Raw genomic sequence first — 12,506 nt, forward strand, 5'->3', positions numbered from 1 at the left:
GGGAGGTCACAGGTATCCTTGCACCGCATATTGATTACGCGAGGGGGAAAGAGGTATACAGGGAGGCATACAGGTACTTGAGACACGTAGAGAAGCCCCTCCTCGTTATTCTCGGGACATCACACCGTCCTATTGAAAAAATCTGGAATATCTCTCTGAAAGACTTTTCTACACCCCTCGGTGTTGTCCCGAATTCGAAAGAACTGGGGGGACTTATCCGGGATAATCACATATTAAAAGGGTATATTGCTGAATGGCCTCATAGAAGCGAACATTCCATAGAATTGCAGTTGCCTATCATACAATTCGTAGTGGCGGAAAGAAGTATTGAAATCCTTCCCATTCTTACAGGCTCGATGCAGGAATATATAGAGGGCAGTAAGGGTATCAATGATGAAACGCTATTAGAAATTCTCGGGAACTTTAAGGAAACCCTGAATATTTATGGAAAGCCCTATATCATCATATCAGGGGCTGACCTCGCACACATCGGGGCACAATTCGGGGATACATACCAGCTTGACCCTTATACCTTAAATCAATCGAAACAGAGGGATGAGACAATACTCAATTGCATAAGAAACGTTAATGCAAAGGGATTTTTCGAGGCTATAAAAGATGAAGGGGATAGAAGAAGGATATGTGGTCTCACACCTATATATTTTCAACTAAGTTTTCTTGAGGGTAGTAGCTGTGACAAAATCAGCTATAAACAATGGACAGACGGTTCATCGTCCGTGAGTTTTGCAGGCGGGGTGTTTTATAAAGAATCAGCAAAACCAGGTATGCAGTAAGCAGTAAGCAGTCTCAAAAGCATTAAGAAGTCGCTGCCTGCTCCCTACTCCATACTACCTACTTTTAGCAATTACTCCCCTATAATTTGTACCACTATCTCTCGTTTCCTCGGTCGGTTATCGAATTCTGCGAGCACCACCTGCTGCCAGGTTCCGAGTAAGAGCTTACCATTCTCGAAAGGTATTGTGACGGTTGGGCCTGTAAGTGTTGCCCTGATATGGCTGAACCCGTTTGCATCACCCCAGGTATCGTCATGGTGGTAGTGTTTATTGGATGGTGCAAGCCTTTCATACATCTCTTCCATATCCTTTATAAGTCCAGGCTCATATTCAAAGGTAGTAATCCCTGCAGTTGAACCGACAACAAAAACAGTAAGATTGCCCATTTTAAGCTCTGAACCTTCAAGCAATAGAGATAACTTCTCAGTGATATTGATCAGATCACCACTCCCTCTGGTAGCTAATGTAATCCTTTCGTTAATTATCTTCATGTAGAGTGCCTGTGCAACTGAAAGTTAATAATAAAAAATCGGGATGACAGGATTTGAACCTGCGACCCCAGCGTCCCGAACGCTGTGCTCCACCATACTGAGCTACATCCCGTATCTATAAGATAGCAGACTCATTCAAAAAATTCCATTGATTTTTCCTGATAGACGTGCTACTAATTCACACTTTCCCGAGGAGGGTTAACAATGTCAGAGAAAAAACCTGTGATGATTACAGATTTAACCTTAAGGGATGGACATCAATCGCTCTTTGCAACAAGGATGAAAACAGAAGATATGCTTCCTATTGCTGCCCAGATGGACAGCATAGGATTTTATTCAATGGAAATCTGGGGCGGTGCAACATTTGATGTAATGACAAGGTTTTTAAATGAAGACCCGTGGGAAAGGGTAAGACTGCTTAAAAAAAGGATGCCCAATACAAAGCTGCAGATGCTTCTTAGGGGGCAGAATCTTGTTGGATACAGGAACTATGCCGATGATGTTGTAAAGGCCTTTGTAGAAAAGGCAGCAGAGGTTGGTATAGATATATTCAGGGTCTTTGATGCATTAAATGACGAAAGGAACTTTATTGCAGCCTTCAAGGCAATACAGGAATGCGGCAAATACGTTCAGGGTGCTATCTCATATTCCCTGACAGAAAAAAGGCTTGGGGGGCCGATATACAACATTGATTACTACATTGGCAAAGCAAAGATAATAGAAGATATGGGTGCAGACTCCCTCTGTATAAAGGATATGGCTGGTATTATATCACCCCATGATGCATATCAGCTTGTTTCTGCTCTGAAAACAAACCTTAAAATACCTGTTCACCTCCATACACACTATACGAGTGGTATGGCGTCCATGTCATGTCTTAAGGCTATTGAGGCAGGTGCAGATGGAATAGATACATGTCTTGCTCCTTTTGCCTTAAGGTCTTCCCATCCTGCAGTTGAACCATTTATCGCTGCACTCAGGGATACCCCATATGACCCACACCTTGACCTTGAAAAGTTATCGGAGATTGATGAGTATCTTGAGGGTATAATACCCAATTATGTGTCCTTTGCAGATACTACAAAATTTTCCGTTATTGACATAGGTGTCCTCATGCACCAGATACCCGGGGGTATGATAAGCAATCTGGTAAGCCAGCTAAAACAGGCAAAGGCACTGCACAGGTTAAAAGAGGTGTACGAAGAGATACCGGAAACAAGAAAGGACCTTGGTTCCCCTCCCCTTGTAACACCAACGAGCCAGATAGTCGGTGTCCAGGCAGTTTTCAATGTAATAGTAGGAAGGTATAAGATGATATCAAAAGAGGTAAAAGACTATTTCTATGGGCTTTATGGAAAACCTCCCGCACCTGTGAATGAAGAGATCAGAAAAAAGGCATTAAAAGGGTATGAAAGGGGTGAAGTACCAATAGAATCGAGGCCCGGGGATATTCTTGAGCCGGAAATGCCTAAAGCAAAAGAGGCTTTGAAAGGGATAACCGATGATATGGGGGATATCCTTATATACGCCCTTTATCCAATGACGGGATTGGAATTTTTAAAGAAAAAATATGGCATTGAATAAAAAAAAGAGTAAGCTTTTTCCTTTCCATGATTCTTGCAAAGTGTCCTCTTATATAGTAATCTAAGGGCAGTGAAAAGAACAGGATTTAAGGGGTAGGGAGTCTGTAATTGACGGTTTAAAAAAGTACTTGAACCCTTGAATCCCTGAATCCTTAAACCCAGACAAAAGCCGGTATATGAAAGACATTACGATAGCCATAGGAAAGAAAGAAAATATCATGGAGGATACCTATACCCTTGCGAGGAAATGGGTTGATAATCCGGAGATCGTTATTGTTACAGGAAAGGATATCAAAAACGTGGTCATTGAAAATGCCTCTGCCTTATTTATTGGAGAAAATCTTGTCCTTGTGCTTTTAGACCCCGAAAGGGCATTAATAGAGGAGATGAAAGAGCAGTTGCAGGCATTAAAAGAAAGAATACATATTATTATCTATACTACAGCCAAGCTTCAGGGTGTGTATAAACCAATAGAGGGCAATACGGTCATAATGGAGGGGAATATTGAAAAACGTATTGAAGACAGGGTAAGAAATTTTATACGAAAATACAAAAAGAAAATGACCCACGAAGGGCTTAAACTTTTGACGAAAAGGATTAAAGACGAGTCAATATTAGAATCAGAACTGATGAAGCTTGTAAACTATGTAGGTGACAGGAAAGAGATAAAATCGAAAGATGTTCTCTCTATAGTTACAGAAACACATGAGGAGAATCTAACAGCCCTTTTTGAGGCACTGGCAAGTACGGATAAGAAGGAAACATTGTATATCTTTGAAAACCTTTTGTTGAATGGGCTGCATATCCTTGCCATACATAGCTATCTGGTTAGGCAGGTGAGACTTTTATTACAGGCAAAGGATATGGAGGAGGTATTTAAGGCAGGCTCAGAATACGATATATTTCTGAAAACCTTTCATAAATGGAAAGAAAGTTTAGAATTCAAACCTTCTGAAAAAAAACACTATCTCCCTTACCAGAACCCCTATTTTGCGTATAAGCTGTCGAAGACAAGTCAAAAAATTTCAAGAAAGGATTTAATCGCTTTTCTTGATACCCTTACAGCCTTTGATATAAATGTCAAAAGAGGAACAAAGTATGACCGTATACACATGGAGCATGGGCTTTTAGAGGCTTAAGATGATACAGGTTATACTTTTTCTACTTACCGTTGCCTCCACATACCTTGTCGGTGGTGTTTCATATAGTGTCTCCATCATCGCAATTCTTCTTGCCCATGAGATGGGCCATTATTTCATGAGCAAAAGATATGGTATTCCAGCAACCCTGCCGTACTTTATCCCTTTTCCTTTTTCTCCTTTCGGTACCTTTGGTGCGATCATCAAGATGAAAGGAATTATCATCAACAAAAAGGCTCTATTCGACATAGGGGTAGCGGGTCCATTGTCCGGTTTTCTTGTTTCTCTTCCCTTTATAATTTTAGGTATAAAACTTTCGAAGGTTCAGCTTATAACCGGGGACATGTCTTACCTCCAGCTTGGAGACCCTTTGATTTTTAAAATCCTTCAGAAATCAATAGTAGGGAACATCCCACAGGGCTATGACCTTGTTTTACACCCCTTTGGATATGCAGGGTGGGTGGGTTTATTTGTAACGGCCCTGAATCTTCTACCTGTCGGACAATTGGATGGCGGGCATGTAATTTATGCGGTATTCGGGGAGAAAAGTAAATGGGTCTTTGTTGGTTCAATCGTACTATTGGCAATACTTGCCATATTTTACAACCCGGGCTGGTTAACCCTCGTGATAATACTTCTTATCTTTGGTATGCGTCATCCAGCGCCTTTTGATATGGAAACAGAACTTGATGGTAAAAGGAAGTTTATTGCCTTTATCATCCTTATAATATTCGTGCTCTCCTTTACTCCTTCCCCATTCCCTTCATTGAATATCGGAAAAAGTGGAGGCATACCGATATGACTTATAATAACCTTTTAACATTTTCTCTGCTTATCGTAACTATGTTACTGTGGGGGTCAACCCCACTGCTTGAAAAGATAGGGCTTAAGGATGTAGACCCCCTGGCAGGGATTCTGATCAGAAGCTTTGCTGTAACAATTGTATTGTTCCTTATATATGTTTTTACAGGGAAGCTCCATGAACTGACAAAAATATCCTTTAAGAATTTTTCTTTATTTTCAGCAAGCGGTATAATGGCAGGCCTATTGGGTATGTGGACGTACTATTATCTGCTGAGGACGGGTATGACTACAAAGATTGTACCTATTGCCGCTGCATATCCCCTTATTACTGTAGTATTGAGTATATTGATCCTGAGAGAGGAAGTAACCCTGCAAAGAATCGTGGGGATTGTTTTAACCGTCCTGGGCATAATTTTAATAAAGCAGAGTTGATATGCTGGCCATAGCACTAAACCCCATGCCCTCTGCGCTTTGCGCTATGCCCCTTACCCTTAAAAGACGGGTCTTACACTCTTTGCTGGTTCCAGGTTAAGGCTTGTAATAACCTCTGTGTTTTGTACTACATCGACAAAGTTTTTATTCCCGTCGAGGATATCCCATACGTCTTCTTTAGGAAAATAAATATGGATGTATTCTATAAAACCACCATACTGATTACATTGCGAAAAATCACGGACGGGCCAGTATATACCAAGAGCCAGACCTTCTATGTCATCCCCGTCAAGGTCTTCCTTTTTTATGTAATGCAGGTACTTAGGAAAATACGTAGTTAAAACATGAGAAAATCTCTGTTCGGGTGTGGTAGCGTTTTCATTAAAATATATCTCAGAGGGTCTGATATTCAACATGATATAGTGAAGTTGCTCGTTATTCTGATCGCTTAATATGGTCAGGCCTATCCCTTCTTTGTATATATCAATATTAGATGCATTGAGCCTGAGGTAGATATTTCTCAACAATATCTCATTTTTACTATAGAGTTCCCTTAATTTTGGTTCGTTGTATGAACTCTTAAAACTCTCTGCCTCGTTTTTTGCCACATGAATAGGCCCGTTGGTGGCACAGGAACAAAGAAAAATTAACACAAAGACAAAGATACATTTTTTCATTTCAAATCTCCCTTTTTAAGTATTCCCACTATTTCTGTCAATTCTTCCCTGATTTCATCCAGGAGGCGCTTATGGCCTGTCAGATACCTTTTTGCCCCATCAATAGTAAACCTTTTTTCATAAAGAAGGTTTTTTATCGTAAGGATTACGTCAAGGTCTTTCCTTTTATATAACCTCTGTCCCCCTGGGCTTTTAACAGGCTTGATATCCTTGAATTCCTGTTCCCAGTACCTGAGTACATGGGGTTTTAAACCAGTTAAACCACATACATCTTTTATTCTATAAAATACCTTATCAGGGATATCCTGGGTCATTTCCCTTTTACGCTGTTTATCTCATCTTTCAGAATCTGGCTTAGCCTGAAATTTAAAACCTTTCTTTTAGAAATCACAATTTCCTGGCCTGTTTGAGGATTTCTCCCTCTCCTTGCCTTCTTTTCTTTCACAATGAAATTACCAAACCCTGATATTTTAACATTTTCACCATTTGCCAGGGATTTTTTTATGATCTCAAAACAACTATCAACAATATTCGCACACTCCCTTTTAGAAAACCCAAGCTTCTCATAAAGATTTGTAACTATTTCTAACTTTGTCATATGCCCTCCTTAAGTTCTTAACGTAACTCCTTCTATATTTGTAAGTTCTTTTATAATAATTTCCTGTAAATTGTTTACTTCCCCGTCCTTCAGGGTATCCTCGAATGATTGAAATACCACGCGAAGGGATATGCTTCTCGCCTCTTTTTTAAACATATCGAATACCCCAACGGTTGTTATCAGGGGCGAAACCCTTTTAATGCTTTCGATAAGGGTAGAAACAGGTATTTTATCGTCTATATAAAATGAAAAGTCCCTCGTTGCCTGCGGGTATCTTGGTATCTGTCTGTATTTCACCCCTGAGCTACCCTTCTCTATGATTATATCAAATCTTAGCTCTGCACAATAGACCTTTTGTTCAATCTCATATGTTTTTAAGACCTCTTCTTTTATCTCTCCAATCCAGCCTATCTTTTGCTCATCCATAAAAATGTCGGCAGCCCTGTTACTGTTTAAAAAAGGTTCCTCACTTCTATTGATTGAGAAATCAAGGCCAAAGCGTTCCATCAAGCCTTCCAGAATCCCTTTTATGTCGAAAAAATCGTATTCAGAGTAAGCATCTCTCCAGAAGTAATCCCTTTCTTTCCCTGTCAGAGCAAAACAAATAGCAGGATATTCATATGGTAGACCTTCCCCGCTTGAGAAAAACACCTTCCCCATCTCAAAGAACCTCAGATTTTTTACACCTCTATTTGCGTTGTAGGCAATATTTTTTAATATCCCGGCAGTGATAAACGTTCTCATTATCCCGTAGTCTTTTGATATAGGGTTCATTATATTTACGCATGAAGCCCTCTCATCAGACGCTGAAATTAAGAAATTTTCTATATCTTTCACACTGGAGAAGGCATAGTTTATCAGCTCAAAGAAACCTGAAGACCTGAAATAGTCTTTTGCTTCATTTGAATAGATATCCTTTTTATCCCTCTTTTGTGCCTGTAATGTGGTGACAGGTGTTGTTGCCGGTACATGTTCGTAACCGTATATCCGTGCCACTTCTTCTATAATGTCCATATACTCGTTTAAGTCGTGCCTGAATGATGGAATTGAGACTAAAAGACCGTTCTCCTCCTCATTCATCACCTCCAGTTCTATTGATTTTAAAGCATTCATAATCTCATTCCGTTCTATAGTTGTTCCCACAATGTCATTTATCTTTCCAAAACTCACATAGATGCTCTTTTTCTCTTTATCCTCTTTCACCTCCTTTTTTCCTTTTATAACAGTCCCGCCTGAGAGTTGATTCATCAGACTGATAGCCCTCTTCGCTGCGAGATCAACATTGTCAATATCAATCCCCTTTTCAAATCGTAGTGAGGCCTCTGACCTGAGACCCAGCCTTCTTGCTGTTTGTCTTATGAATAATGGGTTAAAGAAGGCACTTTCCAGCGCTACATTTTTTGTGTTTTCTGTTATCTCTGAATTCTCACCACCCATAATGCCTGCAATCGCAACAGGGCCTGCTCCATCACATATCAGTATATCCCTCTCATTCAGCTTTCTGTCCTCACCATCAAGGGTACGGAAAACCGTTTCACCTTCTGCCAGTTTTACCTCAATTTTTCTGCCTCTCAACATATCATAGTCAAATGCATGAAGGGGTTGTCCAAACTCAAGCATCACGTAGTTAGTAACATCAACAATCGAATTTATCGGTCTCATCCCGCACTTCATTATCCTGCTTCTCATCCAGTAAGGTGAGGATACTATCGAAATCCCTTTTATTATCCTTAGCACGTATCGTGGACAAGCATCTTTATTCAGAACCTCGAGCTTCAAGTATTCCTTTATGTCTTCTTTCCTCCCTCCCTCGAGCCTGAATGATGGCACGGTTACTTTTTGGTTGAAGATGCTCCCGACTTCCCGTGCTATCCCGTAAATTGATAGCAAATCTCCCCTGTTGGGGGCCACATTTATATCAAGAACGACATCCTTGATCCAGGGTGCTTCCTTAAGCTCATCACCTACCTTAAGACTGTCGGGCAGGATAAATATCCCGCTATGGTCATCAGAGAGACCGAGTTCCTTCTCAGAGCAGAGCATACCAATAGACTCAATGCCCTTAATATCCTTCCTCTCTATGGTTACCCCATCGGCAAGCTGCGCTCCAGCTAATGCTACAGGGACCTTGTCCCCATTTTTAAAATTTTTTGTACCGCACACTATCGGGAAGGTGTCCCTTCCAATATCAACATTACATATTAACAGGTTCTGTGCATGCGGGTGCTTATCGATTTTAAGGATTTTACCTATTACCACCCTGTCAAAAGATGGCGTTTGTTCTTCAATAGACTCAACCTCCAGGCCTCTCATGGTAAGCCTTCTTGCCAGCTCATGTGGCTCAGCATTTAGAACAACAAATTCTTTTAACCACTCGTATGGAATTCTCACAATCTTACCTCAGAACTGCGAAAGAAATCTCATATCATTATAATAAAATTGCCTGATATCATCTATACCGAACTTTACCATTGCAACCCTCTCGACCCCCATCCCGAAGGCAAAACCAGTAACCTCTTCAGGGTCATAGCCGACAATTTTTAATACCTGAGGGTGCACCATACCGGAGCCGAGGATCTCAAGCCAGCCTGTATCTTTACATACCCTGCAACCATTTCCATTACATATTACACAACCTATATCGACCTCAGCCGAGGGCTCAGTAAATGGGAAATAGCTCGGTCTGAATCTGAGGGGTGTTTTGCTACCGAACATCTCATGTACAAATATCGTCAGAATTCCTTTTAAATCAGAAAACCGAACATGCTTATCCACCATTAGACCTTCAACCTGATGGAACATGGGTGTATGGGAGATATCCTGGTCACATCTATATACAGCTCCAGGGGCAATTATTCTCACGGGCGGTAGTTGAGATTCCATCACCCTGATCTGAACGGGTGATGTGTGGGTTCTAAGTACAATGCCCTGTTTTATGTAAAATGTATCCTGCATGTCTCTTGCGGGATGGTCTTTGGGGATGTTAAGCGCTTCAAAATTATAATAATCAAGCTCAATATCAGGACCCTCTGCCACAGAAAAGCCGAGGAAGGAGAATATTCTGATAATTTCTTCAAAGGTCTGTGTGATAGGGTGTTTTTTCCCATTCAGAGGGGTCTTGCCAGGCATTGTGATGTCGATCCATGACAACCTGTCCTCTCGCCCCTTTTCTTCCTCTTCATAAAATGCTTCTAACTCATTCAACCTCTCTTCGGTCCATGCCTTAAGCCTGTTTATCTCCTTGCCGAATGATTTCCTCTCTTCTTTTTCCAGCGACTTGATTCTGTCGATAAACTCCGAAAAGATACCCTTTCTGCCTGTGAGGGATGTTCTCACCTTCTTTAAATCTTCGATGGTTTTTATAGAGGATATTCCGCTTTTAACCTTGTCTTTTAGCTCAAGTATATCCAAGGTCCACCCTTCCCAACTTTCTCATCTTCAATTCTGCTGCTGTAAAGCTACCTCTTTAACCTTTGCGATTACATTTTCAAATCCTGAAGGATCATTCACTGCCATATCGGCGAGGGTTTTTCTATTTAGAGTTATATTGGCAGTTTTTAAACCATTCATAAATCTGCTATACGGTATACCATATGCCCTGCAGGCTGCATTGATCCTTACGATCCATAATGACCTGAAATCCCTCTTTCTCTGTTTCCTGCCAGTGTATGCATATTTCAGTGCCTTGAATACAGTACGTTTTGCCATCGTATATGTACTGCGTCTGCTGGCGTACATACCCCTTGCGAGTTTTAAAATCTTTTTTCTTCTTCTTCTTGCTTTGACTCCTCTTTTTGCCCTTGGCATCTCTTTCCACCTCTTAAGTTTTTATAAGTAAGGTATTAATGACTTTATCCTTTTCATATCAGAGGGATGAATTGTATCAGATTTCGATAATCTTCTCTTCATCTTTGGTGTTTTAGAAGAAAGGAGGTGGCTGTGAAAGGCCTTAGCCCTTTTTATTTTACCCCTTGCAGTTACCTTAACCCTTTTCGCTAAACCCCTGTGTGTCTTTAACTTTGGCATGTAATCCTCCTTTACATTGGAGCAAAAACCATTATGATGTTTCTCCCGTCAAATTTCGGTTTCTGTTCCAGGTTGCCTATATCTTTAATAGCTTCTATTATCTTTTGTGTAAGCTTTTCCCCCATATCCTTATGGAGTATTTCCCTTCCCTTGAACATTACTATTACCTTTACCTTGCACCCGTCCTCTAAAAATTCCCTTATGTGCCTGATCTTGACCATGAGGTCGTGCTCCTGAATCTTTAGACCAAGCTTCATCTCCTTAATCTGAATTACAGTCTGTTTTTTCTTAGCCTCCTGTGCCTTTTTTGCAAGCTGGTACTTAAACTTGCCATAATCCATAATCTTGCATACAGGTGGATTTGTTTTTGGAGAAACCTCTACCAGGTCAAGGTCCTGTTCCTTTGCCATTCTGATTGCTTCGACTGTTGGTACAATGCCCAGCTGCTTTCCGTTGTCGTCAATTAATCTTACCTCCCTTACCTTTATCTTCTCGTTGATATTGATGTCTTTATTATCCTTTCCTATAGAGCTCACCTCCTGAGAATATTTTCTTCTTTTATTTTATCAATAAAATCCTTCAGTGCAATATCTTTTAATTCGCCTCCGTCCCTTACCCTCACAGTAATAGATTTTGAATCCATCTCCTTTTTACCAGCTATTACCATATATGGTATCTTTTTTACCATACCTTCTCTTATTTTTAAACTTAGTTTTTCATTTCTTGTATCAAGTTCAACCCTGATGTTCTCATTAACCATAGTTTCATATATTGCCTTCACGTACCCTTCCTGTTCATCCGTAATGTTCATGATAATGGCCTGAACCGGAGAAAGCCAGACAGGGAAACGACCACCGTAATGTTCAATGAGAACGCCTATAAATCTCTCAATGGCCCCGAGTATTACCCTGTGCAGCATTACAGGTCTTTTTCTTTTGCCATCACTGTCTATATAGTGAAGGTCAAATCTTTCAGGAAGGGCGAAATCGCATTGTATGGTTGCGCATTGCCATTTCCTGCCTATAGCGTCTTTAAGCTTCACGTCTATCTTGGGCCCATAGAATGCCCCCTCACCTTCGTTTATTTCATAAGAGATATGCTGGCCGTCGAGGACCTCTTTCAGTATCTTTTCAGCCCGTTCCCAGTCCTCATCGCTTCCTATATGTTTTTCTGGTTTTGTGCTTATCTCCATCTCATATTCGAAATTAAAGACCTTCATTGTGTCACGGACGAACTCGATAATATTCAGTATCTCCTGGTGCAGCTGGTCCTGCCTGCAAAAGATATGTGCATCATCCTGGGTAAATTCCCTTACCCTGAGTAACCCGTGGAGGACGCCTGATTTTTCGTGCCTCAATACAGTGCCGAGCTCAAAATACCGAAGCGGTAAATCCCTGTAGCTCCGGATAGTTGACTTATAGACCATAATGTGAGAGAGGCAGTTCATGGGTTTTATCCCGTAATCTACATCATCCATCTTCGTGAAATACATGTTGTCCCTGTAGTTTTCATAATGGCCTGACCTTTTCCACAAATCCAGTTTTAAAATATGGGGCCCCACCACAAACTTATACCCTCTCTTTAAATGTTCCTTCCTTTCGAAGTCTTCGAGGATATATCTCAAGAGGGCACCGTTGGGGTGGTAAATAATAAGCCCGGCACCTACCTCATCAGAGACGCTAAAGAGGTCAAGTTCCCTGCCGAGCCTTCTGTGGTCTCTCTTTTTTACCTCTTCGAGAAATTGGAGGTATTTGTTTAAAGATGCCTCATCAGGAAAGGCTGTTCCATATATCCTTGTGAGCATCTTGTTCTTCTCATCTCCCCTCCAGTATGCACCGGCAAGGCTCAAGAGTTTAAACGCCTTTATCTTGCCGGTTGAGTTTAAATGAGGGCCTCTGCACAAATCAGTAAAACCACCCTGCGTATATATACTGACCTCTTTATCATTTATCCCGTCTAACA

Annotated in this window: 14 protein-coding genes, 1 tRNA gene and 1 pseudogene; 5 read left to right on the forward strand and 11 right to left on the reverse strand. The window is 40.9% G+C overall.

Annotation, left to right across the window (positions count from 1 at the left end; translation table 11 throughout):
• Nucleotides 1-794, forward strand: a 794-nt coding sequence (gene amrB, locus NTU69_00205) for an AmmeMemoRadiSam system protein B (GenBank protein MCX5801956.1), incomplete at its 5' end; no start/stop codon positions are given.
• Nucleotides 795-865: 71 nt separating this feature from the next.
• On the opposite strand, the gene NTU69_00210 is transcribed toward amrB, so the two are convergent.
• On the reverse strand, nt 866-1,285 hold the full coding sequence (locus NTU69_00210) for a secondary thiamine-phosphate synthase enzyme YjbQ (protein ID MCX5801957.1): 420 nt from the start codon (nt 1,283-1,285) through the stop codon (nt 866-868).
• A gap of 38 nt (nt 1,286-1,323) precedes the next feature.
• Nucleotides 1,324-1,397: transfer RNA gene (locus NTU69_00215), tRNA-Pro, on the reverse strand.
• A 92-nt stretch (nt 1,398-1,489) separates the two neighbouring features.
• Here NTU69_00215 and NTU69_00220 point away from each other — a divergent pair.
• From NTU69_00220 to NTU69_00235, 4 genes and pseudogenes are all read left to right on the forward strand, one after another.
• Nucleotides 1,490-2,866, forward strand: a pseudogene (locus NTU69_00220) (pyruvate carboxylase subunit B).
• Between the two features lie 178 nt (nt 2,867-3,044).
• Complete coding sequence (locus NTU69_00225; protein MCX5801958.1) at nt 3,045-4,007, forward strand: hypothetical protein; 963 nt, start codon at nt 3,045-3,047, stop codon at nt 4,005-4,007.
• Nucleotide 4,008: 1 nt separating this feature from the next.
• Entirely contained in the window at nt 4,009-4,809 is an 801-nt protein-coding gene (locus NTU69_00230) for a site-2 protease family protein (protein MCX5801959.1), read from the forward strand.
• Nucleotides 4,806-5,243, forward strand: coding sequence for an EamA family transporter (locus NTU69_00235; GenBank protein MCX5801960.1), 438 nt, complete (start codon nt 4,806-4,808; stop codon nt 5,241-5,243). Before NTU69_00230 ends, NTU69_00235 begins: the two co-directional genes overlap by 4 nt.
• A gap of 59 nt (nt 5,244-5,302) precedes the next feature.
• Here the strand turns inward: NTU69_00235 and NTU69_00240 are convergent, their stop codons facing one another.
• From NTU69_00240 to thrS, 9 genes are all read right to left on the reverse strand, one after another.
• Nucleotides 5,303-5,920, reverse strand: a complete 618-nt coding sequence (locus NTU69_00240) for a hypothetical protein (protein MCX5801961.1) — start codon at nt 5,918-5,920, stop codon at nt 5,303-5,305.
• On the reverse strand, nt 5,917-6,234 hold the full coding sequence (locus NTU69_00245) for a MerR family transcriptional regulator (GenBank protein ID MCX5801962.1): 318 nt from the start codon (nt 6,232-6,234) through the stop codon (nt 5,917-5,919). The genes NTU69_00240 and NTU69_00245 overlap by 4 nt, the downstream gene beginning before the upstream one ends.
• Nucleotides 6,231-6,518 (reverse strand): integration host factor subunit alpha, encoded by a 288-nt coding sequence (locus tag NTU69_00250; GenBank protein ID MCX5801963.1) that lies wholly within the window; start codon nt 6,516-6,518, stop codon nt 6,231-6,233. The genes NTU69_00245 and NTU69_00250 overlap by 4 nt, the downstream gene beginning before the upstream one ends.
• 9 nt (nt 6,519-6,527) lie before the next feature.
• On the reverse strand, nt 6,528-8,909 hold the full coding sequence (gene pheT / locus NTU69_00255; GenBank protein MCX5801964.1) for a phenylalanine--tRNA ligase subunit beta: 2,382 nt from the start codon (nt 8,907-8,909) through the stop codon (nt 6,528-6,530).
• Nucleotides 8,910-8,918: 9 nt separating this feature from the next.
• Nucleotides 8,919-9,929, reverse strand: coding sequence for a phenylalanine--tRNA ligase subunit alpha (pheS, locus tag NTU69_00260; protein MCX5801965.1), 1,011 nt, complete (start codon nt 9,927-9,929; stop codon nt 8,919-8,921).
• Nucleotides 9,930-9,956: 27 nt separating this feature from the next.
• Nucleotides 9,957-10,325: a 50S ribosomal protein L20 gene (gene rplT / locus NTU69_00265; GenBank protein MCX5801966.1), complete on the reverse strand. Its 369-nt coding sequence runs from the start codon at nt 10,323-10,325 to the stop codon at nt 9,957-9,959.
• A gap of 21 nt (nt 10,326-10,346) precedes the next feature.
• A complete protein-coding gene (gene rpmI / locus NTU69_00270; GenBank protein MCX5801967.1) occupies nt 10,347-10,544 on the reverse strand; it encodes a 50S ribosomal protein L35 in 198 nt (65 codons plus the stop codon).
• 11 nt (nt 10,545-10,555) lie between these two features.
• A complete protein-coding gene (infC, locus tag NTU69_00275; GenBank protein ID MCX5801968.1) occupies nt 10,556-11,050 on the reverse strand; it encodes a translation initiation factor IF-3 in 495 nt (164 codons plus the stop codon).
• Between the two features lie 26 nt (nt 11,051-11,076).
• Nucleotides 11,077-12,506: threonine--tRNA ligase (gene thrS, locus NTU69_00280; GenBank protein MCX5801969.1), on the reverse strand; the 1,430-nt coding region annotated here is incomplete at its 5' end.

It is taken from the genome of Pseudomonadota bacterium, assembly GCA_026388215.1.
Classification (GTDB): Bacteria; Desulfobacterota; Syntrophorhabdia; order Syntrophorhabdales; family Syntrophorhabdaceae; genus JAPLKF01.